Origin of the sequence: Sphingomonas sp. CL5.1, assembly GCF_013344685.1 — a bacterium.
Classification (GTDB): Bacteria; Pseudomonadota; Alphaproteobacteria; order Sphingomonadales; family Sphingomonadaceae; genus Sphingomonas.
Window position 1 is genome coordinate 4,353,780 of record NZ_CP050137.1, and the last position, 21,031, is coordinate 4,374,810.

The window sequence follows — 21,031 nt, forward strand, 5'->3', positions numbered from 1 at the left end:
CGCGGCATTGCGGTGTCCGTCACCATAGGGGAAGAAAACCATGAAGAAGCTAGCGTTCGCCACCGCCGCAGCCCTCGCCGCCGTCTCCGCCGTGCCGGCCTCGGCCGTCACCACGAGCATCACGCTGCAGCCGATCGGCGGCACCTACAATGCCGTATTCGGCAACACCGACCCCTATGCCACGGGTCAGAAGTACGGCTTCTTCAATTCGCTCGCCAAGGGCACGGACGTCTACAATTTCACCGTGCCGACCAACGGCGACCTTTACGGTTTCGTGGGCTCGGTCGGCCTGTACCTCACGCTGACCAACCTCGATTTCACGTCGGTCATGCTGGACAACGGCATCGCGTTCAACAAGGTCAGCGACGGCGTCTTCGAACTGCAGACGCTGGCGGCCAGCTCGCTTCTGGCCGGCAATCACTACATCACGGTCAAGTATAACAATGCGCAGATCGGCTCGAACTACGCCGGCCTCCTCTCGTTCAACCCGAGCAGCGGCGCGGTGCCGGAGCCGGCCACCTGGGCGCTGATGATCCTCGGCTTCGGCATGGTCGCGGGCGCGATGCGCTATCGCCGCCGCGAGACGGCCGTCCGCTTCGCCTGATCGGCCCACCCCTTTCCGGGCCGGATGGGGCCGTCCGCCTTCGTGGCGGGCGGCCCTTTTCCATTGGACAAGCCGCCGCAATCCCGCGAAGCGGCGATGGCGAAACCACAGGAGTTGATGATGGCCGGCATGGGCGCGTTCGACTGGGCGGACCCTTTCTTTCTCGACGATCAGCTCTCCGATGACGAGCGGATGGTGCGGGACACGGCGCGCGCCTATGCGCGGGAGAGGCTGGCGCCGCGCGTGATCGACGCCTTCGCCAACGAGGTGACCGACCCGGCGATCTTCCGCGAGATGGGGGCGCTCGGCCTGCTCGGCCCGACGGTGCCGGAGGAATATGGCGGGGTCGGCGCGTCTTACGTCGCCTATGGCCTCGTCGCGCGCGAGGTGGAGCGGATCGACTCGGGCTATCGCTCGATGATGAGCGTGCAGTCGAGCCTCGTCATGTATCCGATCTACGCCTATGGCTCGGAGGAGCAGAAGCGCAAGTATCTGCCGAAGCTGGCGTCGGGCGAGTGGATCGGCTGCTTCGGCCTGACCGAGCCGGATGCGGGCTCCGACCCCGGCGGCATGAAGACCCGCGCGGTCAAGACCGACGGCGGCTATCGCATCTCGGGCAGCAAGACGTGGATATCGAACGCGCCGATCGCGGATGTGTTCGTGATCTGGGCGAAGTCCGACGCGCATGGCGGCGGCATCCGCGGCTTCGTGCTGGAGAAGGGCATGAAGGGCCTCTCCGCGCCGAAGATCGAGGGCAAGCTCAGCTTGCGTGCCTCGATCACCGGGATGGTGATGATGGACGAGGTGGAGGTCGGCGAGGACGCGCTGCTTCCCGAGGTGCAGGGGCTGAAGGGGCCGTTCGGCTGCCTCAACCGCGCGCGCTACGGCATCTCGTGGGGGGCGCTGGGCGCGGCGGAATTCTGCTTCCATGCCGCGCGGCAATATGGGCTGGACCGGCACCAGTTCGGCAGGCCGCTCGCCGCCAACCAGCTCTACCAGAAGAAGCTCGCCGACATGGAGACCGAGATCGCGCTCGGCTTGCAGGCGAGCCTGCGCGTCGGGCGGCTGATGGACGAGGGGAAGTTCGCGCCGGAGATGATCTCGATCGTCAAGCGCAACAATGTCGGCAAGGCGCTCGATATCGCGCGGATGAGCCGCGACATGCACGGCGGCAACGGTATCTCCGGCGAATATCAGGTGATGCGCCACCTCATCAACCTCGAGACCGTCAACACCTATGAGGGCGCCCATGACGTCCACGCCCTCATCCTCGGACGCGCCATCACCGGTATCGCCGCTTTCTGAACCACCGCCAGCCGCGCAAGCTGGATAAGGCGCGGCGCGTCAGATGTGCCGCTTCTCCAGCTTCCGCGCCAGCGTCCGCCGGTGCAGCCCGAGCCGGCGCGCGGCCTCCGATATGTTGAAGTCGGTGTCCACCAGGGTCTGGTGGATATGCTCCCATTCCAGCGTCTTGATGCTGGTCGCGCGCGTCGTGATGTCGGTGTCGGGATCGCCCTCGACGCGGGCGAAGGCGGCCTCGATGTCGTCGGTGTTGGCCGGCTTGGTGAGATAGTTGGTCGCGCCGAGCTTGATCGCCTCCACCGCCGTCGCGATGCTGGCGAAGCCGGTCAGCACGACGACGCGCATCGCCGGATCGAGCGCGTGGAGCTGCCGCACGCAGGTCAGCCCGGAGGCGCCGCCGCCGAGCCGCAGGTCCACCACCGCGTGATCGGGGGCGAAGCGGCGCGCGACAGCCTCCAGCGTGTCCGGCCCGTGCACCACCTCCACGGCATAGCCGCGCCGCTCGAACGAGCGCGCCAGCGTGCGCGCGAACACCGTGTCGTCCTCGACGATCAGCAACCGGCCGCTGCTCATCCCTTCTTCTCCAGCGACAGCGTGGCGAGCGGCAGGCGCAGCACCACCACCGCGCCGCCGCGCGGATCGTTGCGCGCCTCCAGCGATCCGCCCAGCGTCCGCAGCACGTTGCTGGCGAGGAACAGGCCAAGCCCGGCGCCGCGCCGCTCCTTGCTACTCTGATAGGGGCGGCCGATGCCGTCCAGGAACTCGGGCGGGAAGCCGCGCCCGTCGTCGCGTGCGGCGATGACGATCTCCTCCTCGCCGCCGTCGCCGGCATCGTCGAGCGCATAGGTCAGCGTGACGTGGCTCGCGCCCGCCTCGATCGCATTGTCGAGCAGGTTGACGATGGTCTGCGCCAGCGCGCGGTCCGCGACGATCGGCGGGTCGCGCCACAGGCAATCGTCGAGCGTCACCAGCTCCGGCCGCCCCCAGCGCTCGACGATGCGCTGGACGAAGCGGCGCAAGGTGGTGCGCGCCGGGGCCTCGCCGGTCACCTCGCCGGCGGCGAACAGGATGCCGGCGAGGATCTCCTTGCAGCGCGCCACCTCCGCCTCCAGCTCCGCGATCTCGCCGGCCAGACGCGGGAAGGCGCGCGCCTCCGCCTCGTGCCGCCAGTCGCCCAGCGTCACCGACAGGGTCGAGAGCGGCGTGCCAAGCTCATGCGCCGCGCCGCTCGCCAGCAATCCCATCCGCACGATCTGCTCCTGCTCCGCCGCGAGGCTGCGCATCGCCGCGAGATGCGCGTCGCGCTGGCGCAGGTTCGCCGCGCCGCGCGTGACGAATAGCACCGCCAGCACCGCCGCCAGCGTGAAGTTGAACCAGCTTCCCAGCATATAGGGCACCGAGAGCCGGCTGGCGAACTCCGGCGGCAGCGGCAGCGGGCGGTGGACGAAGGCGAGCAGGGCGAAGGCCGCGCTCGTCACCGCCACCAGCAGCCAGCTCGACCACGCCTCCAGCAGCACCGCGCCGAGCACCACCTGGAGCAGGAACAGGGTGACGAACGGATTGGTCGCCCCGCCCGACAATGCGAGCTGGACGCCGAGCGCCGCCACGTCGATCAGCAGCGCGCCGAGCAGCTCGGCATTGGTGACCGGGAAGCGCGCGGTGGCGAGCTGGACGAGGTTGAGCACCACCAGCCCCGCGAGCGTCGTCAGCATCGGCGCGAGCGGCAGGCGGATGCCCATGCCGAACTCGACCACGAGGATCGTCGCGAGCTGCCCGCCGACCGCCAGCCAGCGCAGCAGGATCAGCAGCAGCAGATTGCGGCGCGCGGCGTCCTGCGGGCGGGGCGGCAGGCTCATCGCCCGCCCCTGCGCCACGCGCGCCACGCCAGCACGGCGAGCAGCGCGGCCATCGCGAACCACGTCAGCGCATAGCTGAAGTGCGCGTTGCGGAAGGCGACGACGGTCATCCCGCCGCGCGGCCAGTTCGCGCCGCTCGGCCCCGCGTCGATGAACCACGACGCGACCGGCCCGAGCCGCTCCGCCGCCGCGATCGCCGCGACGTCACGCGAATACCAGCGCCCGGCGGCGGGATCGTTGGCGCGCAGGAAGCCGCCGCCCGGCTCGGTGAGCCGCAGCAGCCCCGTCACCGCGCCCGCCCCGCTCGCGGCGGGCGCGCGGCCGCGCATGTCGGCGGGCACGAAGCCGCGATTGACGAGGATGCGCCCGCGCGGCGTATCGAGCGGCGTCATCACCCAATAGCCGCCGCCGAGATCGGTCAGCGCCTGCACATAGGCGTTATGCCCCGAAAGCCAGCGCCCGCGCACGGTGACGCGGGTGTAGGTATCGTCCGGGGTCGCCCGATACGTCGCGGGCGGGGCGGGTGCCGGGGCAGCGGCGAGCTTCGCCTCGACATGGCGGATCAGCGCCAGCTTCCATTGCAGCCGCTCGAGCTGCCACACGCCGAGCCCGACGAAGCCGAGGATCGCCGCGATCGTCAGCAGCTTCGCGAGCGCCGATCTCACATCCCGCTCATGTCCATCGTATGCGCCGCCGGCTGCCCGATCATCGGCGGCATCATGTAATGGTTCATGTTTATCATCACCCACAACGTCCCGGCCAGCACGATCACCAGGATCACCAATGTGAAGATCAGCGCCATCAGCGACCAGCCGTTCTCCGACCGGGTGTTCATGTGCAGGAAGTAGATCATGTGGACGACGATCTGCACCGCCGCCAGCGCCGCGACGATGGCGGCGGTGATGCGCTGGTCGGCGATCACGCCGCTCATCACCAGCGCGAAGGGGATTGCGGTGAGCAGCACCGACAGCAGGAAGCCGGTGAGATAGCCGCGCCGCGTGCCGTGCGGCGCGCCCGTCGCGTCCTCGTGGTGATGATGTTCCCGCGCGCTCATGCCATCGACCCCAGCAGATAGACGAAGGTGAAGACGCCGATCCACACGACGTCGAGGAAGTGCCAGAACAGCGACAGGCATTCCAGCCGCCGGACGTTGGCGGGGATCAACCCCTTGGCGGACACCTGCACCATCAGCACCACCAGCCAGATCGAGCCGAAGGTGACGTGCAGCCCGTGCGTGCCGACGAGGGTGAAGAAGCTGGAGAGGAACGCCGAGCGCCCCGGCCCCGCCCCTTCGTGGATCAGATGGTGGAACTCGAACAGCTCGATCCCGAGGAAGCCCAGCCCGAACAGCAGCGTGACGACCAGCCAGCGCAGCGCGGCGGCCTTGCGATGCGCATGCACCGCGATCATCGCGAAGCCGTAGGTGATCGACGAGAGCAGCAGCAGCGCGGTGTTCACCGCCACCAGCTTCAGGTCGAACAGTTCGTGGCTGGTCGGCCCGCCCGCGAAGTTGCGGCCATAGACGCCCCATGACGCGAACAGGATGCCGAAGATCAGGCAGTCGCTCATCAGGTAGAGCCAGAAGCCCAGCATCGTGCTGGAGCCTTCGGCGTGATGATGCGGCTCGGTTTCCCAGAACACCGGCGCGGCGTCGGTGGCGGCGGTCGGGTTGCTGTGCGCCATGATCGTCAGGCCCTCGCCGCCAGCGCCTTCAGGCGCGCGGTTTCCGTTGCGGCCACCTCGGCGGCCGGGATGTCGTAATCGCGGTTGTAGTTGAAGCTGTGGAAGATCGCGGTGCCGATCACCCCCAGCATGCCGCCCGCGACCATCCACCAGATGTGCCAGATCAAGCCGAATCCGGCGACCGCCGACAGCCCGGCGAGGATGATCCCGGCGGCGGTGTTGCGCGGCATGTGGATATCGATCCACCCCGCCGCCGGCACCTCGCAGCCGCGCTTCTTCATATCGGCCCAGGCGTCGAGATCGTGGATCACCGGGGTGAAGGCGAAATTATAGTCGGGCGGCGGCGAAGAGGTGGACCATTCCAGCGTGCGGCCGTTCCACGGATCGCCCGTCACGTCCCTTAGCGCCTCGCGGTTCCTGATGCTAACGACGATCTGGATCAGGAAGGCGAGGATACCCACCGCGATGATCGCAGAGCCGATCCCGGCGATGACGAACCAGATCTGCAGGGAAGGATCGTCGAAGGTGCGCAGCCGGCGCGTCACGCCCATCAGCCCGACGACATAGATCGGGGCGAACGCCACCCAGAAGCCGATCACCCAGCTCCAGAAGCTCACCAGCCCCCATTTGCGGTCGAGCTTGAAGCCGAACGCCTTGGGCCACCAGTAATTGATCCCCGCGAACATGCCGAACACCACGCCGCCGATGATGACGTTGTGGAAGTGCGCGACGAGGAACAGCGAGTTGTGCAGCACGAAGTCGGCCGGCGGGATCGCCAGCATCACCCCGGTCATGCCGCCGATCACGAAGGTCAGCATGAAGGCGACCGCCCACATCATCGGCAGCTCGTAGCGGATGCGGCCGCGATACATGGTGAACAGCCAGTTGAAGATCTTCGCGCCCGTCGGGATCGAGATGATCATCGTCGTGATGCCGAAGAAGCTGTTGACCGTCGCGCCCGATCCCATCGTGAAGAAATGGTGCAGCCACACGAGATAGGACAGGATGCAGATGACGATCAGGGCATAGACCATCGACGTATAGCCGAACAGGCGCTTGCCCGAGAAGGTGGAGACCACCTCGCTATAGACGCCGAACGCCGGCATCACGAGGATATAGACCTCCGGGTGGCCCCAGATCCAGATCAGGTTCACGTACATCATCGGGTTGCCGCCGAAGGTGTTCGTGAAGAAATGCGTGTCGAGATAGCGGTCCAGCCCGAGCAGCGCGAGCACCGCGGTCAGCACCGGGAAGGCCGCGACGATCAGCACGTTGGTGACCAGCGTCGCCCAGCAGAACACCGGCATCTTCATCATCGTCATGCCCGGCGCGCGCAGCTTGACGATCGTGGTAATGAGGTTGATCGCCGACAATGTCGTGCCGACGCCCGCGATCTGGAGCGACCATATGTAGTAATCGACGCCCACGTCCGGGGAGAAATCCAGCCCCGACAAAGGCGCCATCGCCAGCCAGCCGGTGCGCGCGAACTCGCCGACGAACAGGCTCGCCATCACCAGCATCGCGCCGGCGGCGGTCATCCAGAAGCTGAAATTGTTGAGGAACGGGAAGGACACGTCGCGCGCGCCGATCTGGAGCGGCATGATATAGTTCATCAGCCCCGTCACCAGCGGCATCGCGACGAAGAAGATCATGATGACGCCATGCGCGGTGAAGATCTGGTCGTAATGCTCGGCGGGCAGGTAGCCCTGGCTGCCGTTGAACGCGATCGATTGCTGGATGCGCATCATCACCGCGTCGGAAAAGCCGCGCAGCAGCATGACGATGCCCAGCACCATGTACATGATGCCGATGCGCTTGTGGTCGACGGTGGTGAACCACTCGCGCCACAGATAGCCCCACAATTTGAAATAGCTGATCGCGCCGACCACCGCGATGCCGCCCAGCGCCACGGCCGCGAAGGTCGCGACGAGGATCGGCTCGTGATAGGGAATGGCGTCCAGCGTCAGCCGGCCGAAGATGAATTTGGTCAAGGCGTCGGACATTGCCTCAGGCCCCCGTCGCCGGCGCGTGGGCGTCGTGCGATTGTGATGGTGATTGATACGACGGCGCGGCGTCGGTCGGGGGCATCGGGGCCGAGGGCATCGGCGCGGCGACATGGCCGTGCATCGATTCGCTCATGCACGGCGTCCCCGGCTTGACGCACAGGTTCACCGCGCGATCGAACAGCCCGCGCTCGACCGCCGGGAAATAGGTGACCGGCACGCGCTCGCTCGGCTGCTCCAGCTTGAGATAGTTCGCCGCGTCGAGCCGCGCGCCGCCGCTCGCCCTCACCTTGCCGACCCAGCGGCCGAACGCCGCGTCGTCCACCGCATGGGTGCGGAAGCTCATGCCGGAGAAGCCCGCGCCGCTGTAGTTGGCGGACATGCCGGCATAGTCGCCCGGCTTGTTGAGCACGGCATGGAGCTTCGTCTCCATCCCCGCCATCGTGTAGATCATGCCCGCCATCGCCGGCACGTAGAAGGTGTTCATCACCCCCGACGAGGTCATGCGGAAGCGCACCTGCCGATCCACCGGCACGACCAGTTCGTTGACCGTCGCCACGCCCTGCTCCGGATAGATGAACAGCCATTTCCAGTCGAGCGAGACGACCTGCACTTCCAGCGGCTTCTGGTCCGCCGGCACCGGCTTGCCCGGCGCGATCCGCCCGAGCGGGCGATAGGGATCGAGCGTGTGCGTCGAAACCCAGGTCAGCGCGCCGAGCGCGATGATGATGAGCAGGGGGCACGACCAGATGACCAGTTCCAGCGCGGTCGAATGGTCCCAGTCCGGGCTGTATTCCGCCTCGCGCTCGCGATTCGACGCGCGATAGCGCCATGCGAACACCACCGTCAGGATCATCACCGGCACGATGATGAGCAGCATCAGCCACACCGACCACAGGACGAGATCGGCCTCCTGCCGCGCGACGTCGCCGGACGGGTCCATGACGACCATGCCGCAACCGCCCAGCGCCGCGAGCAGCGGCGCGGCGAGCAGCGCACGGGGCCACTTCCAGTTTCGAGCATTCATGTGCATGATAGCTCCCGGCTAGATCGGATTGTGCAACTGCGAAATAGGACAATTTGTCCTATCCCCGCCCCCGGACGGCGAGCCTAAGGGAGCGTGATTTTCTTTCGAGAGTTTATGCCAGATGGCCGAAGCGATTGCCAATTCCGCCAGCCTTGAGCGCGACGCCCGCGCGCTCCACGCCGGAGACCCGGTTCGCCCCGGCGAGATAGCGATCGGCGTCATCATCGGCCGCACCTCCGAATTCTTCGACTTCTTCGTCTATGCGATCGCCTCGGTGCTGGTGTTCCCGCAGGTGATCTTCCCGTTCGTCGATCGCATCACCGGCACCCTCTATTCGTTCGCGCTGTTCCCGCTCGCCTTCCTCGCGCGGCCGATCGGCACGCAGATCTTCATGGCGATCGACCGCCGCCACGGGCGCGGAACGAAGCTCACCATCGCCTTGTTCCTGCTCGGCACCTCCACCGTGTCGGTCGGCTTCCTGCCGAGCTACGCCTCGGTCGGCATCGCCTCGGCGCTGATCCTCGCGGCGCTGCGCGTCGGACAGGGCATCGCGCTGGGCGGGGCATGGGACGGCCTCGCCTCGCTGCTCGCGCTCAACGCCCCGGCGAACCGGCGCGGCTGGTACGCGATGGTGCCGCAGCTCGGCGCGCCGCTCGGCCTGATCGTGGCGAGCGGGCTGTTCGCCTTCTTCGTCGGCACGCTCGGCGTCGATGATTTCATGTCTTGGGGCTGGCGCTATCCGTTCTTCGTCGCCTTCGCGATCAACGTGGTGGCGCTGTTCGCCCGGCTGCGCATCGTGGTGACGCCGCAATATACCGAGCTGTTCAAGGCGCGCGAGCTGACCCCCTCGCGCGTCACCGCGACGGTGAAGGCGCAATGGCGCAACATCGTCATCGGCGCCTTCGCCCCGCTGGCGAGCTTCGCCCTGTTCCACATGGTCACGGTGTTCCCACTGTCGTGGGTGGCGCTGTTCACGCAGGAGAGCATAACCCGCTTCCTGTTCATCGAGATGATCGGGGCGGCGTTCGGCGTGGCGGCGATCGTCGCCTCCGGGATGCTGGCCGACCGGATCGGGCGGCGCGCGGTGCTGGGCTATACGGCGGCGGCGATCGCGGCGTTCTCCGGCTTCGCGCCGCAATTGCTCGACGCGGGCGGCGCGGGCGAGGCGACCTATATGGTGCTGGGCTTCATCCTGCTCGGCCTGTCGTTCGGCCAGTCCTCCGGCGCGGTGACCAACAATTTCCCGAAGCGCGCGCGCTACACCGGGGCGGCGCTGACCTCCGACCTCGCCTGGCTGTTCGGCGCGGGCTTCGCCCCGTTCGCGGCGCTGATCCTCGCCGACAAGTTCGGGCTGATCGCGGCGGGCGGCTATCTGCTGTCCGGGGCGATCGGCACTTTGGTCGCCTTGGCACTCAACTCCGAGCTGGCGCGCCGGCTGGATTGAGGGGCCGCGATCGGGCGCGATAACCCGCCTCGCGCCCCTTCCCCCCCGCCGCACCCGCTGCTATCGGCCACCCGGAACACGTCGCTCATCCGCCCGACCGGGCGCGCTCGCGCGGCGGCCCGGCACCTGTCGCGGCCGCCGCCTCCCCGCCGCGCCCGGCAAGGCCCGAACATCAAGGGGAAAGGACCCGCATGACCGCCATCGGCCACGATACGCTCGGCGCTCGCTCCACGCTCGCCGTGGACGGCAAGTCTTACGACTATTTCTCGCTCGCCACGGCGGCGGCGAAATATGGCGACATCTCGCGCCTGCCCTTCTCGATGAAGGTGCTGCTGGAGAACATGCTGCGCTTCGAGGACGGCGTGACCGTGACGCCGGAGGACGTGCAGGCGATCGTCGACTGGCAGAAGGAGCGCCGCTCCGACCGCGAGATCCAGTATCGCCCCGCGCGCGTGCTGATGCAGGACTTCACCGGCGTCCCCTGCGTGGTGGACCTCGCCGCGATGCGCGACGCGATCACCAGGCTCGGCGGCGACGCGGCCAAGATCAATCCGCAGGTGCCCGTGCACCTCGTCATCGACCACTCGGTGATGGTCGACGAGTTCGGCACGCCCAAGGCGTTCGCCGACAACGTCGATCTCGAATATGCCCGCAACGGCGAGCGCTACGAGTTCCTGAAATGGGGCAGCAAGGCGCTCGACAATTTCCAGGTCGTGCCGCCGGGCACGGGCATCTGCCATCAGGTGAACCTCGAATATATCGGCCAGGCCGTCTGGTCCGCCAAGGAGACCGGCGAGTTCGCGAAGAACGGCGCGATGATCGCCTACCCCGACACGCTCGTCGGCACCGACAGCCACACCACGATGATCAACGGCCTCGGCGTGTTGGGCTGGGGCGTCGGCGGGATCGAGGCGGAGGCCGCGATGCTCGGCCAGCCGGTGTCGATGCTGATCCCGGAAGTCGTCGGCTTCAAGCTGACCGGCAAGCTGCGCGAGGGCATCACCGCCACCGATCTCGTGCTCACCGTCACGCAGATGCTGCGCGCCAAGGGCGTGGTCGGCCGCTTCGTCGAGTTCTACGGCCCCGGCCTCGCCTCGATGAGCCTCGCCGACCGCGCGACCATCGCCAACATGGCGCCGGAATATGGCGCGACCTGCGGCTTCTTCCCGGTCGATGACCGCACGCTCGACTATATGCGCCTCACCGGGCGCGACGATCACCAGATTGCGCTGGTCGAGGCGTACAGCAAGGCGCAGGGCATGTGGCGTGACGCCTCGTCGCCCGATCCCGTGTTCACCGACACGCTCGAGCTGGACATGGGCAGCGTCGTCCCCTCGCTCGCCGGCCCGAAGCGCCCGCAGGACAAGGTGACCCTCGACACGGTGGATGACGTGTTCAACGCCGATCTCGCCAAGCTCTACAGCAAGCCGGCGCCGGTGCGCGTGCCGGTCGAGGGCCGCGACCATGACATCGGCGACGGCGACGTGGTGATCGCCGCGATCACCTCCTGCACCAACACCTCGAACCCCTCGGTGCTGGTCGCCGCCGGCCTCGTCGCGCGCAAGGCGCGGGCGAAGGGGCTGAAGCCGAAGCCGTGGGTGAAGACCTCGCTCGCGCCGGGGTCGCAGGTCGTGACCGACTATCTCGACAAGTCTGGCCTCAGCGAAGACCTCGACGCGATCGGCTTCAACCTCGTCGGCTACGGCTGCACCACCTGCATCGGCAATTCCGGCCCGCTGGCGGCGCCGATCTCGGCCGCGATCAACGGCAACGACCTCGTCGCGGCGAGCGTGCTGTCCGGCAACCGCAACTTTGAGGGCCGTGTCAGCCCGGACGTGCGGGCGAACTTCCTCGCCTCGCCGCCGCTGGTCGTCGCCTATGCGCTGAAGGGCACCGTCACCGAGGACATGGTGGCCACCCCGATCGGCAAGGGCGAGGACGGGTCGGACGTCTATCTCAAGGACATCTGGCCGACCAACGACGAGGTCAACGCGCTGATGACCGCGAACATCGACGATGCGATGTTCCGCGCGCGCTACGGCAACGTCTATGCCGGCGACGCCAAGTGGCGCGAGATCCAGGTCGAGGGCAGCGACACCTATGGCTGGCGCGCCGGCTCCACCTATGTCGCCAACCCGCCCTATTTCGAGGGCATGGAGATGACGCCCAAGGCCGTCACCGACATCATCGAGGCGAAGCCGCTGGCGATCCTGGGCGATTCGATCACCACCGACCACATTTCGCCGGCCGGCTCGATCAAGGCGGACAGCCCGGCGGGCATCTACCTTCAGGAGCATCAGGTCTCGAAGGCCGACTTCAACAGCTACGGCGCGCGCCGCGGCAACCATGAAGTGATGATGCGCGGCACCTTCGCCAACATCCGCATCAGGAACGAGATGGTGCCGGGCGTCGAGGGCGGCATGTCGAAATATGACGGCGAGGTGATGCCGATCTACGACGCGGCGATGCGCTACAAGGCGGACGGCACCCCGCTCGTCATCGTGGCGGGCAAGGAATATGGCACCGGCTCGTCGCGCGACTGGGCGGCGAAGGGCACCAACCTGCTCGGCGTGCGCGCGGTGATCGCGGAGAGCTTCGAGCGCATCCACCGCTCCAACCTCGTCGGCATGGGCGTGCTGCCGCTCCAGTTCGCGGACGGCGTGGACCGCAAGACGCTGAAGCTCGACGGCTCCGAGACGTTCACGATCCACGATGTCGCCGGCCTGCGCCCGCGTCAGGACGTGGAAGTGACGCTCACCCGCGCCGATGGCAGCAGCGAGACCTTCCTCACCCGCTGCCGCATCGATACGGTCAACGAGCTGGAATACTTCCTGAACGGCGGCATCCTGCAATATGTGCTGCGCAAGCTCGCCGCCTGATCGGTCGGGCTGACGCGAAAAAGGGCGGTCCGTCTCGCGACGGGCCGCCCTTTTCGTATCCACGCTCCCGAAGGAGCGGGTTTATGCGTCGCTCATCGCCGCCCCCGCGTTCGCGCGGGCGCGGCCGTAGACGAAGTAGAGCACCAGCCCCAGCGCGTTCCACATCAGGAAATATTCCTGCGTCCGGTGCGGCAGGCTGAAGAACAGATAGATGCAGCCGAGCACGCCGATCGTGCCCACCACGGGCCACAAAGGCGTGCGGAAGGTGCGCGGCGCATCCGGCGCGCGGACGCGCATCACCATCATCGACACGCACACCGCGACGAACGCCGCCAGCGTCCCCGCATTGGCGAGCGCCGCGATGGCGTCCAATGGCATCAGCCCGGCGATGATCGCCACCAGCACCGCCGTCAGCGCGGTGATGCGCACGGGTGCGCCGCGCCGCGACACCTTCGCCAAAGCCTCTGGCAGCAGCCCGTCGCGCGCCATCACGAAGAAGATGCGGCTCTGCCCGAACAGGAAGCCGAGCAGCACCGTCGGCAGCGCCACCACCGCGCTCACCGCGAGGAAGGTCGCGAAGCCGCTCCGCCCGATCTCGCGCAGGATCAGCGCCAGCGGCTCGGGGCTGTCGGCGAAGCGGGTGAAGGAAAGCGCGCCGACCGCCGCCACCGCGACGAGCATGTAGATCGCGATGCACGCCACCATCGACCCGACGATGCCGATCGCGAGGTCGCGCCCCGGATTGCGCGTCTCCTCCGCCGCCGTGGAGATGGCGTCGAAGCCGTAGAAGGCGAAGAAGATGATCGCCGCCGCCGCCATCACGCCGCGCTCCACCCCGTCCGGGCTGGCGTGCTTGGCGAAGCCGAACGGCATGAACGGCTCCAGGTTGGCGCCGTTGAAATGCGGCAGCGCGATGCCGACGAACACCGCCAGCGCGATCATCTTCACCACCACGAGGATCGCGTTGAGCGTGGCGCTCTCCCGCGTGCCGAACATCAGCATCCCCGCCACCACCGCGATGATGAACACCGCCGGCAGGTTGACGACCCCGCCGAGCGCCGGCCCGTTGGCCAGCTCCACCGGAAAGCCGTAAGGCGTCAGCAGCGGCGTGGCATAGCCGGACCAGCCGACCGCGACGGTCGAGACGACGAGCGAATATTCTAGGATCAGCGACCAGCCGATCACCCAGGCGATGATCTCGCCCAGCACGGCATAGCTGTAGGTATAGGCGCTGCCCGAGGCCGGAATCATCGTCGCCATCTCGGCATAGGCGAGCGCGGCGCAGGCGCAGATAGCCCCGGCGATGACGAAGGACAGGATCACCGCCGGCCCGGCGCGATCCGCGCCGACGCCGATCAGCGTCAGGATGCCGGTGCCGACGATCGCGCCGACGCCCAGCGCGACGAGATGCGGCCACGACAAGGTGCGCGCCAGCGCGCGCTCCGGTGGCTGCTCCACGATGATCTTGCGGCGTAACAGGCTGCCCATTCACTCCCCCTCGATGGCATTCCTCGATGCGGGGGCGTAACAGATGGAATGAACATAGGAAATGCGCTGTGCGGCGATTGGCGCGCGCGACCATGGCGGCGCGGGAGTTGCCAGCCCCGCGACCGGCGCTTACCGCCTTCACGATGCAGCCGCTAGACGAACAGCAATCCACCGCGCGCGCCTGGTTCGAGCAATTGCGCGACCTGATCTGCGCCGAGTTCGAGGCGATCGAGCGCGAGGCGGGATCGGACGCGCGCTTCGACTATATCGCCTGGGACCGTGCCGATCCCTCCGGCGCGCCCGGCGGCGGCGGGGTGCGCGGGGTGATGAAGGGGCGCGTGTTCGAGAAGGTCGGCGTCAACGTCTCCACCGTCGGCGGCGCGTTCGAAGGCGAGTTCGGCAAGACGATCCACGGCGCGGGCGACGACCCGCGCTTCTTCGCCACCGGGATCAGCCTCGTCGCGCACATGGCCAACCCGCACGTCCCGGCGGTGCATATGAACACACGCTTCCTCGTCACCACGAAGCGCTGGTTCGGCGGCGGGGCGGACCTCAACCCGCCGCTGCCGATCGCGGAGGATACCGCCGATTTCCACGCCGCGCTGAAGGCCGCCTGCGACGCGCACGACGCCGGCCATTATCCGCGCTTCAGGCAATGGGCGGACGATTATTTCTACATCCCGCACCGCAAGGTGCATCGCGGCGTCGGCGGCATCTTCTACGATCATCTGGAGGGCGATTTCGCGACGAATTTCGCCTTCACGCGGGATGTCGGCAGCGCCTTCCTCGAGATATTCCCGCGCATCGTGCGGCGACGGATGCACCTGCCCTTCACCGGCGCGGAGCTGGCGGTGCAGCGCGAATGGCGCGGGCGCTACGCCGAGTTCAACCTCGTCTATGATCGCGGCACGTTGTTCGGGCTGAAAACCGGCGGCAATATCGACGCGATCCTGATGAGCCTGCCCCCGGTCGCCACCTGGGACTGAGCCGGCGATGGCCCTCACCCCCGTGCCGGGCGACCAGCTCGCGACGATCGTGACGTCGCTGGAGATGACTCGCCGTCCGCCGCTGCGCCCCGCGCCGGATGCGCCGCTGCGGCTGGTGCATTGGCCCGCGCCGGACCTCGACAAATATCGCGCGCTGTTCCGCCGCGTCGGCGGGCCGTGGCTATGGTATTCGCGGCTGGCGATGGACGATGCGCGGCTGGCGGAGATCGTCCATGCCCCCGCCGTCTCCGTTTTCGCCGCCGTCGATCGCGCGGGGATCGAGGTCGGGATGCTGGAGCTGGACCATGCCCGTCCGGCGACGTGCGAGATCTGCTATTTCGGGCTGGTGCCGGAGCTTGCCGGAAAAGGCCATGGCCGCTGGCTGATGAGCGAGGCGCTGACGCGGGCGTGGCGCGCCGAGGTGCGGCGCGTGACGGTCAACACCTGCACGCTCGATCACCCTTCCGCGCTCAATTTCTATCGCGCGCAGGGCTTCGTCGCGGTTAAGCGGACGATCGAGACCTTTCCCGATCCGCGCCTGCTCGGCCTGCTGCCGGCGGACGCGGCGCCTCAGGTCCCCTTGCTCGCCAGCCGCCGATAGACGGCGATCCCGATCGCCAGCACGCCGAGGTGATAGGCGGTGGCCGCCGCCGCCATCCCCGCGTCGATCAGCGCGAGCACGATCGGGTTGCGATGCTCCGGCGAGCGCAGCACGTCGTCCGCCCCGATCAGCGGCGCGAGCACCAGATATTGCGCGACGAACAGGGTGACGATCGCGGCGAGCACGCCCCACCATTCGCGCCGCGTCAGCAGCCAGCTCCGCCCCAGCGCGCGCGACGCGCTGATCGGCGCCTCCACCACCAGCGCGGGGACGGTCGCGACCAGCCGCGCCTGGACGTACAGACCCGGCAGCACGAACAGCCACAATCCCAGCCCGACCGGGATCGACACCAGCAGGTCGGCGAGCAGGAACCGCCCGAAGCGCCGCGCGGCGGTGGCCAGCGCGGTCTTCACGTCGGGCCGCGCCGGGTGGATCAGCAGGATGACGAGCGCCGCGAGGCCGTAGATGCCGATCAGGTCGGCCAGCAGATACCAGCCGGCATTGGCCTGCCCCCAGGCGGTCAACCGCTCCAGCCACGCCTGCATCGCCGCCTGGTCGCCCGGCGTCTGCGGCAGCGCGGGGGGCGGGGCGACGAGCAACTGCACCGCGAAGGCGGGCAGGAAGACGAACGGCGCCGCGAGGCGCACCACCAGATCGCCCTCGCGGCGCAGGATCGTCCACGCGTCGCCGAGGACGCGGCCAAGGGAAAGCATCATGCGTTGTCGAGGCGTTCGCGCGCGGCGATGTAGAATTGCGCGCTGAAGGCCGCCTGCAGGACGCTGAGGCCGGCGGTGACGATGCCCGTGACGATCGCGAGCACCAGCACGCTCCACATCCGCCCCTCGTCGCCGAACGCGATCTGCGTCGCGCTGCCCAGCACCCAGGTCACGGCGGTCAGCAGCACGATCGCGACCAGCGCGTAGAGCAGGATCAGCCCGATCAGCTTCATCGTGCTCCCATGCGTCAGGGCGAAGGCGCGGGCGAAGGCGCCAAGGCCACGCCGCTCGTTCGTCACCACCGCGAACAGCGGCAGGAGCCGCGCGCTGAGCCACAGCATGAACGCGCACAGCGCCAGCAGCACCGGAACGGCCGCCGCCGCGCGCGAGGGATCGAACGAGGGCGAGGCCCCCTGCTCCAGCCGCGCCATATCGACGCTCCCCGCCATCAGCCATGCGAGCGGCGCGATCACCACCACGAAGGTCGCGACGACCACCACCAGCAGCACCGCGATGCCCGCCGGCAGGCGACGCCGCCCGATCGCGATCGCCTCATGCCGGTCGACCGCCGGATCGCTGGCCATCGCGGTCATCGCCAGCGTGCCCCATATCGCCAATACCGCCACCGCCAGCCCGACCAGCCCGGCGAGTAGGCGCATGCCGCCGGAAGCGCTGCCCATCGCCATCAGGCGCATGATCGCCTGCAACACGGAAGGCGCGAACAGGAACAGCCCGGCGAGCCACGCCAGCATCCCGAGCCGGCCGGCGATCACCTCGGTCGTCCGATCCCATACCGTGCCGATCCGTACCATAAGAACTCCTGTCTGCGGCGAGACACGTAGCGCATCGTCCCCACGCTTGCCAATCGAGCGTGTCGACCGCATCTGGCGGGCGTGGACCAGTCAGCCGATATCGAATGGCGCGTGTCGCCGGGCCTTACCGATTATGCCGCCGCGCTCGCCGGAATGGAGGCGCGCGCCGCCGCGATCGCCGCGGGGGAAGCGGGCGAGCTGATCTGGCTCGTCGAGCATCCCCCGGTCTACACCGCCGGCACCAGCGCCGACCCGGCCGAGTTGATCGATCCGCGCTTCCCGGTGGTGAGCGCGGGGCGGGGCGGGCGCTACACCTATCACGGGCCGGGGCAGCGCGTGGGCTATCTGATGCTGGACCTGACGCGGCGCGGGCGCGACGTGCGGCATTTCGTCCATTCGCTCGAAGGCTGGGTGATCGCGGCGCTGGCGCGGCTCGGGATCGAGGGTTTCCGCGCGCCGGGGCGGATCGGCATCTGGACGATCGACCGCGCCGGGCGCGAGGCGAAGATCGGCGCGATCGGCGTGCGCGTGCGGCGCTGGGTGACGTTCCACGGCTTTTCGGTGAACCTCTCGCCCGACCTCGCGCACTTCGGCGGGATCGTGCCGTGCGGCATCGCCGACTATCCGGTGACCAGCGCCGAAGCGCTTGGCGCGCCGCAGGATCTTGCAACCTTCGACGCCGCTCTGGCGTTGACCCGCGACGACTTCATCAATGCCCTCTCCGGCGCTCGCGAAAACGAGACTTGAGGGGAGGGCCGGATGCGACTAATGTCCACCCCGATTTGGGGATTAATGGCTACGCGCCCGTCCAAATCCACTGTCTAGGGAGCTTTCAATGCGTGCTATTTCCAAGATCCTGACCGGTACGGCCATTGCGGCGGCGGCTCTCGCCGTTTCGGCTTGCGGCTCGAAGACCGAGACCACCACCGAGAACACCACCATCACCGACATGAACGCCACCGAGGGCATGGACACCACCACCGACAACATGACGGCGGTCGACAGCTCGATGAACGCTGGCGCGATGGCGAACGACACGGGCGCTGCCGACGCGAACGCGATGGCGCCGGCTGGCAACGCCCAGTAATCCGCCGCAAGGCACCGATTACGAGGAAGGCCGTCCGGTATCCGGGCGGCCTTTCGCTTGTCCGCCCGGATCGCGCGGACGCGGAGCCTTGCGCACAGGCAAGCACAATGCGGCAGGCCGAGTCCGCAACGTGACGAATCGGGCTTGGGTTAACAGCGCAAAAGGCCTAGAATCCCGCGCGTTGCGTGGGAGAAGTTGAAGTGTCGTTGGGGCAGATCATCGCTGCGGGCGTTGCCGCGGGAGCGCTTGTCGGCGCGACGCCGGCCACCGCGCAATTCTTCATGCAGGCCAAGGACTTGTCCGGTACGCCGGTGGTCGGGAACGAGGCCGGTCTCGGGCCAGAACTGCCCGGCGCGACGCTGGAGGAGCAGAAGGCCGCGATCGTCTGGAGCGTGCGCGCCGCGCTCAATGTCGCCGCGCTGCAATGCCAGTTCGAGCCGACGCTGACCGCCGTCAGCAATTACAATGCGATGCTCATCGACCACAAGAACGAGCTGAAGCACTCCTGGGACACGCTCGGCAAATATTTCGCGCGCATGAACAAGACGCCCAAGGCCGCGCAGAACGCGCTCGACCAGTTCGGCACCCGGACCTATTCGAGCTTCACCACGGTTTCGGCGCAGTATAATTTCTGCCTCACCGCCAATGCGGTCGGCCGCGACGTGGTGTTCGCGCCTCGTGGCAGCTTCGGCACGCTGGCGCTCAACCGTATCCGCGAATTGCGCAACAGCCTGACGCCGTGGGGCGAGCAGCGTTTCCCGCGCTATATCTATACGCAGTCGCCGCCCTTGCCGCGCCTCGATCCGATCTGCTGGAAGAACGGCGACTGGCAGGTGAAGAAATGCGGCGCGCAGAACTTCCCGCCCGCCGGCGTGGGCATCGCACAGCGCTGAACCGGCGGGGCCAGGCCGGATCGACATTCAGAAGATGACTAGCCGAAAATGGTGGTTTTCCGTGACCCGGAGCGCAGCGGACTAAAGGTGTCGTGAGCACCGGAAGCGCGGAAAGCCGCCATTTGCAGGCCGTCAGGGCTGAATGTCGATCCGGCCTAGCGCAGTCCCAGCATCTTGTGCGTCTGGAGCGTCAGCCGCCAGCGCGGTCGCTCCATGACCAGCGCGACCGCCGCCACGCGATTGGCGTCCGCCTGGGGATCGTCGAGCGGCTGGATCAGATGATGCGTGAAGTCCCATGTTTCCATCGCATCCACGTCGCTCCCCGGTTGCGGCCAGACCAGCTTCAGCTCGTCGCCCGAGCGCTGCACCGTCTCGCTTCCGGCCTTGGGGCTGATGCACACCCAGTCGATACGGGGATGGACCGGCAACGTGCCGTTGCTCTCGATCGCGATGAAGAATCCGGCGGCGTGGAGCGCGTCGACCAGCGCGTCGTCGACCTGCAGCATCGGCTCGCCGCCGGTCAGCACCACGAAACGCTCCGCCGCCGGGCCGTCCCACATCGCGACGACCGCCGCGGCGAGCGCGGCGGCATCGGCGAAGCGCCCGCCGCCCAGCCCGTCCATGCCGACGAAATCGGTATCGCAAAAGCGGCAGACCGCGTTCGCGCGATCCTCCTCGCGCCCCGACCACAGGTTGCACCCCGCGAAGCGCACGAACACCGCGCGCCGGCCCGCCTGCACGCCCTCGCCCTGGAGCGTCAGGAACATTTCCTTGACGGCGTAGCTCATCAGGGCGCCGGGGGCGTCACCGCATAAGCGGTCGGATCGGGCACGCCAGCCTCCTCGAAGCCCTTGTGGCGCAGCCGGCAGCTATCGCACAGGCCGCAATGCAGCCCGCCCGGCGCGGGATCGTAGCACGACCAGCTCACGCCCATGTCCAGCCCGAGCCGCGCGCCCTCGCGCACGACATCGGCCTTGGTCATCATCTGGAGCGGCGCGCGGATGCGGAACGGCGCGCCCTCCACCCCGGCCTTGGTGGCAAGCTCGGCCAGCGCCTCGAAGCCGGCGATGAATTCCGGGCGACAATCGGGATAGCCCGAATAATCGAGCGCGTTGACGCCGACATAGATGTCGCGCGCGCCGCTCGCCTCCGCCCAGCCGAGCGCGAGGCTGAGGAAGATCGTGTTGCGCGCGGGCACGTAGGTGACCGGAATCCCCTCGCCCACCCCGTCCTTCGGCACGGCGATATCGTCGGTCAGCGCCGATCCGCCGAACGCGCGCAGGTCGAGCGGCAGGACGACATGGCGCTCCGCCCCGAGCAGGCGGGCGACGCGCCGCGCGGCGGCCAGTTCCACCTGATGCCGCTGGTTGTAATCGACCGACAGCGCCAGCACGCGGAAACCGGCCTCGCGCGCGAGTGCGGCGGAAACCATGGAGTCCAGGCCGCCCGAAACCAGGACGACCGCCAGCGGGGATTGGCTTGTCATAAGCCGACACGCGCTAGGCGCTTGCCGCCGCCCGCGCAAGAAAAAGGGCCGCCCGAAGGCGACCCGAGAAGGAGACCGGCCGGGAAGGGCCGGATCAGGGAGAAAGCGTGCCCAAGAAAAGCACGTCCCTTGATACCCCTGGAGTATTAACGCCCCGCTAACGC

General features: G+C 68.0%; 21 protein-coding genes. 9 read left to right on the top strand and 12 right to left on the bottom strand.

Annotated features, from left to right (window positions below; translation table 11 throughout):
- Positions 1 to 40: 40 nt before the first annotated feature.
- Together F9288_RS20815 and F9288_RS20820 are read left to right on the top strand one after the other, a co-directional pair.
- A complete protein-coding gene (locus F9288_RS20815) occupies positions 41 to 604 on the top strand; it encodes an FxDxF family PEP-CTERM protein (RefSeq protein WP_174838601.1) in 564 nt (187 codons plus the stop codon).
- A gap of 120 nt (positions 605 to 724) precedes the next feature.
- On the top strand, positions 725 to 1,909 hold the full coding sequence (locus tag F9288_RS20820; RefSeq protein WP_174839238.1) for an acyl-CoA dehydrogenase: 1,185 nt from the start codon (positions 725 to 727) through the stop codon (positions 1,907 to 1,909).
- A 39-nt stretch (positions 1,910 to 1,948) separates the two neighbouring features.
- On the opposite strand, the gene F9288_RS20825 is transcribed toward F9288_RS20820, so the two are convergent.
- The 7 genes from F9288_RS20825 to cyoA are packed head-to-tail and all read right to left on the bottom strand — an operon-like array spanning position 1,949 to position 8,475.
- Positions 1,949 to 2,479, bottom strand: a complete 531-nt coding sequence (locus F9288_RS20825) for a response regulator transcription factor (RefSeq protein WP_174838603.1) — start codon at positions 2,477 to 2,479, stop codon at positions 1,949 to 1,951.
- Positions 2,476 to 3,762 (bottom strand): ATP-binding protein, encoded by a 1,287-nt coding sequence (locus tag F9288_RS20830; RefSeq protein ID WP_174838604.1) that lies wholly within the window; start codon positions 3,760 to 3,762, stop codon positions 2,476 to 2,478. Before F9288_RS20830 ends, F9288_RS20825 begins: the two co-directional genes overlap by 4 nt.
- On the bottom strand, positions 3,759 to 4,427 hold the full coding sequence (locus F9288_RS20835) for an SURF1 family protein (protein ID WP_174838606.1): 669 nt from the start codon (positions 4,425 to 4,427) through the stop codon (positions 3,759 to 3,761). Before F9288_RS20835 ends, F9288_RS20830 begins: the two co-directional genes overlap by 4 nt.
- The gene (gene cyoD, locus F9288_RS20840) at positions 4,424 to 4,816 is read right to left on the bottom strand and encodes a cytochrome o ubiquinol oxidase subunit IV (RefSeq protein ID WP_174838608.1); all 393 of its coding nucleotides are present in this window, start codon (positions 4,814 to 4,816) and stop codon (positions 4,424 to 4,426) included. The genes F9288_RS20835 and cyoD overlap by 4 nt, the downstream gene beginning before the upstream one ends.
- Positions 4,813 to 5,445, bottom strand: coding sequence for a cytochrome o ubiquinol oxidase subunit III (cyoC, locus tag F9288_RS20845; RefSeq protein ID WP_174838609.1), 633 nt, complete (start codon positions 5,443 to 5,445; stop codon positions 4,813 to 4,815). The genes cyoD and cyoC overlap by 4 nt, the downstream gene beginning before the upstream one ends.
- Positions 5,446 to 5,450: 5 nt before the next feature.
- Positions 5,451 to 7,448, bottom strand: a complete 1,998-nt coding sequence (gene cyoB / locus F9288_RS20850) for a cytochrome o ubiquinol oxidase subunit I (RefSeq protein WP_174838611.1) — start codon at positions 7,446 to 7,448, stop codon at positions 5,451 to 5,453.
- Positions 7,449 to 7,452: 4 nt separating this feature from the next.
- The gene (gene cyoA / locus F9288_RS20855; RefSeq protein WP_174839239.1) at positions 7,453 to 8,475 is read right to left on the bottom strand and encodes a ubiquinol oxidase subunit II; all 1,023 of its coding nucleotides are present in this window, start codon (positions 8,473 to 8,475) and stop codon (positions 7,453 to 7,455) included.
- A 121-nt stretch (positions 8,476 to 8,596) separates the two neighbouring features.
- Here cyoA and F9288_RS20860 point away from each other — a divergent pair, with 121 nt between their 5' ends.
- The gene (locus F9288_RS20860; protein ID WP_174838612.1) at positions 8,597 to 9,919 is read left to right on the top strand and encodes an MFS transporter; all 1,323 of its coding nucleotides are present in this window, start codon (positions 8,597 to 8,599) and stop codon (positions 9,917 to 9,919) included.
- A 191-nt stretch (positions 9,920 to 10,110) separates the two neighbouring features.
- Positions 10,111 to 12,798 (top strand): aconitate hydratase AcnA, encoded by a 2,688-nt coding sequence (gene acnA, locus F9288_RS20865; RefSeq protein ID WP_174838614.1) that lies wholly within the window; start codon positions 10,111 to 10,113, stop codon positions 12,796 to 12,798.
- Between the two features lie 81 nt (positions 12,799 to 12,879).
- Here acnA and F9288_RS20870 read toward each other — a convergent pair whose 3' ends face one another.
- Positions 12,880 to 14,286, bottom strand: a complete 1,407-nt coding sequence (locus F9288_RS20870) for an amino acid permease (RefSeq protein WP_174838615.1) — start codon at positions 14,284 to 14,286, stop codon at positions 12,880 to 12,882.
- Between the two features lie 143 nt (positions 14,287 to 14,429).
- Between F9288_RS20870 and hemF the strand changes: the two genes are divergently transcribed.
- Positions 14,430 to 15,272: an oxygen-dependent coproporphyrinogen oxidase gene (gene hemF, locus F9288_RS20875; protein WP_174839240.1), complete on the top strand. Its 843-nt coding sequence runs from the start codon at positions 14,430 to 14,432 to the stop codon at positions 15,270 to 15,272.
- A gap of 7 nt (positions 15,273 to 15,279) precedes the next feature.
- Positions 15,280 to 15,873, top strand: coding sequence for an N-acetyltransferase (locus tag F9288_RS20880; protein WP_174838616.1), 594 nt, complete (start codon positions 15,280 to 15,282; stop codon positions 15,871 to 15,873).
- On the opposite strand, the gene F9288_RS20885 is transcribed toward F9288_RS20880, so the two are convergent.
- The gene (locus F9288_RS20885; protein WP_174838618.1) at positions 15,843 to 16,589 is read right to left on the bottom strand and encodes a hypothetical protein; all 747 of its coding nucleotides are present in this window, start codon (positions 16,587 to 16,589) and stop codon (positions 15,843 to 15,845) included. The genes F9288_RS20880 and F9288_RS20885 overlap by 31 nt on opposite strands.
- Positions 16,586 to 17,401, bottom strand: a complete 816-nt coding sequence (locus F9288_RS20890) for a hypothetical protein (protein WP_174838620.1) — start codon at positions 17,399 to 17,401, stop codon at positions 16,586 to 16,588. The genes F9288_RS20885 and F9288_RS20890 overlap by 4 nt, the downstream gene beginning before the upstream one ends.
- A gap of 81 nt (positions 17,402 to 17,482) precedes the next feature.
- Here F9288_RS20890 and lipB point away from each other — a divergent pair, with 81 nt between their 5' ends.
- The 3 genes from lipB to F9288_RS20905 all read left to right on the top strand — a co-directional run bounded on the left by lipB (position 17,483) and on the right by F9288_RS20905 (position 19,381).
- Positions 17,483 to 18,148, top strand: coding sequence for a lipoyl(octanoyl) transferase LipB (gene lipB / locus F9288_RS20895; RefSeq protein WP_174838621.1), 666 nt, complete (start codon positions 17,483 to 17,485; stop codon positions 18,146 to 18,148).
- 88 nt (positions 18,149 to 18,236) lie between these two features.
- Positions 18,237 to 18,488, top strand: a complete 252-nt coding sequence (locus F9288_RS20900; RefSeq protein WP_174838623.1) for a hypothetical protein — start codon at positions 18,237 to 18,239, stop codon at positions 18,486 to 18,488.
- Positions 18,489 to 18,688: 200 nt separating this feature from the next.
- Positions 18,689 to 19,381, top strand: coding sequence for a hypothetical protein (locus tag F9288_RS20905; protein WP_174838625.1), 693 nt, complete (start codon positions 18,689 to 18,691; stop codon positions 19,379 to 19,381).
- A gap of 155 nt (positions 19,382 to 19,536) precedes the next feature.
- Here the strand turns inward: F9288_RS20905 and queE are convergent, their stop codons facing one another.
- Entirely contained in the window at positions 19,537 to 20,169 is a 633-nt protein-coding gene (gene queE, locus F9288_RS20910) for a 7-carboxy-7-deazaguanine synthase (RefSeq protein ID WP_174838627.1), read from the bottom strand.
- Entirely contained in the window at positions 20,169 to 20,867 is a 699-nt protein-coding gene (queC, locus tag F9288_RS20915; RefSeq protein WP_174838629.1) for a 7-cyano-7-deazaguanine synthase QueC, read from the bottom strand. The genes queE and queC overlap by 1 nt, the downstream gene beginning before the upstream one ends.
- Between the last annotated feature and the right edge of the window lie 164 nt (positions 20,868 to 21,031).

Bases quoted from the DNA above. Each gene is read 5' to 3' on its own strand.
- F9288_RS20815 (WP_174838601.1), top strand. From the start codon at position 41: ATGAAGAAGCTAGCGTTCGCCACCGCCGCAGCCCTCGCCGCCGTCTCC.
- F9288_RS20820 (WP_174839238.1), top strand. From the start codon at position 725: ATGGCCGGCATGGGCGCGTTCGACTGGGCGGACCCTTTCTTTCTCGAC.
- F9288_RS20825 (WP_174838603.1), bottom strand. From the start codon at position 2,479: ATGAGCAGCGGCCGGTTGCTGATCGTCGAGGACGACACGGTGTTCGCG.
- F9288_RS20830 (WP_174838604.1), bottom strand. From the start codon at position 3,762: ATGAGCCTGCCGCCCCGCCCGCAGGACGCCGCGCGCCGCAATCTGCTG.
- cyoD (WP_174838608.1), bottom strand. From the start codon at position 4,816: ATGAGCGCGCGGGAACATCATCACCACGAGGACGCGACGGGCGCGCCG.
- cyoC (WP_174838609.1), bottom strand. From the start codon at position 5,445: ATGGCGCACAGCAACCCGACCGCCGCCACCGACGCCGCGCCGGTGTTC.
- cyoB (WP_174838611.1), bottom strand. From the start codon at position 7,448: ATGTCCGACGCCTTGACCAAATTCATCTTCGGCCGGCTGACGCTGGAC.
- cyoA (WP_174839239.1), bottom strand. From the start codon at position 8,475: ATGAATGCTCGAAACTGGAAGTGGCCCCGTGCGCTGCTCGCCGCGCCG.
- F9288_RS20860 (WP_174838612.1), top strand. From the start codon at position 8,597: ATGGCCGAAGCGATTGCCAATTCCGCCAGCCTTGAGCGCGACGCCCGC.
- acnA (WP_174838614.1), top strand. From the start codon at position 10,111: ATGACCGCCATCGGCCACGATACGCTCGGCGCTCGCTCCACGCTCGCC.
- F9288_RS20870 (WP_174838615.1), bottom strand. From the start codon at position 14,286: ATGGGCAGCCTGTTACGCCGCAAGATCATCGTGGAGCAGCCACCGGAG.
- hemF (WP_174839240.1), top strand. From the start codon at position 14,430: ATGCAGCCGCTAGACGAACAGCAATCCACCGCGCGCGCCTGGTTCGAG.
- F9288_RS20880 (WP_174838616.1), top strand. From the start codon at position 15,280: ATGGCCCTCACCCCCGTGCCGGGCGACCAGCTCGCGACGATCGTGACG.
- F9288_RS20885 (WP_174838618.1), bottom strand. From the start codon at position 16,589: ATGATGCTTTCCCTTGGCCGCGTCCTCGGCGACGCGTGGACGATCCTG.
- F9288_RS20890 (WP_174838620.1), bottom strand. From the start codon at position 17,401: ATGGTACGGATCGGCACGGTATGGGATCGGACGACCGAGGTGATCGCC.
- F9288_RS20900 (WP_174838623.1), top strand. From the start codon at position 18,237: ATGCGTGCTATTTCCAAGATCCTGACCGGTACGGCCATTGCGGCGGCG.
- queE (WP_174838627.1), bottom strand. From the start codon at position 20,169: ATGAGCTACGCCGTCAAGGAAATGTTCCTGACGCTCCAGGGCGAGGGC.
- queC (WP_174838629.1), bottom strand. From the start codon at position 20,867: ATGACAAGCCAATCCCCGCTGGCGGTCGTCCTGGTTTCGGGCGGCCTG.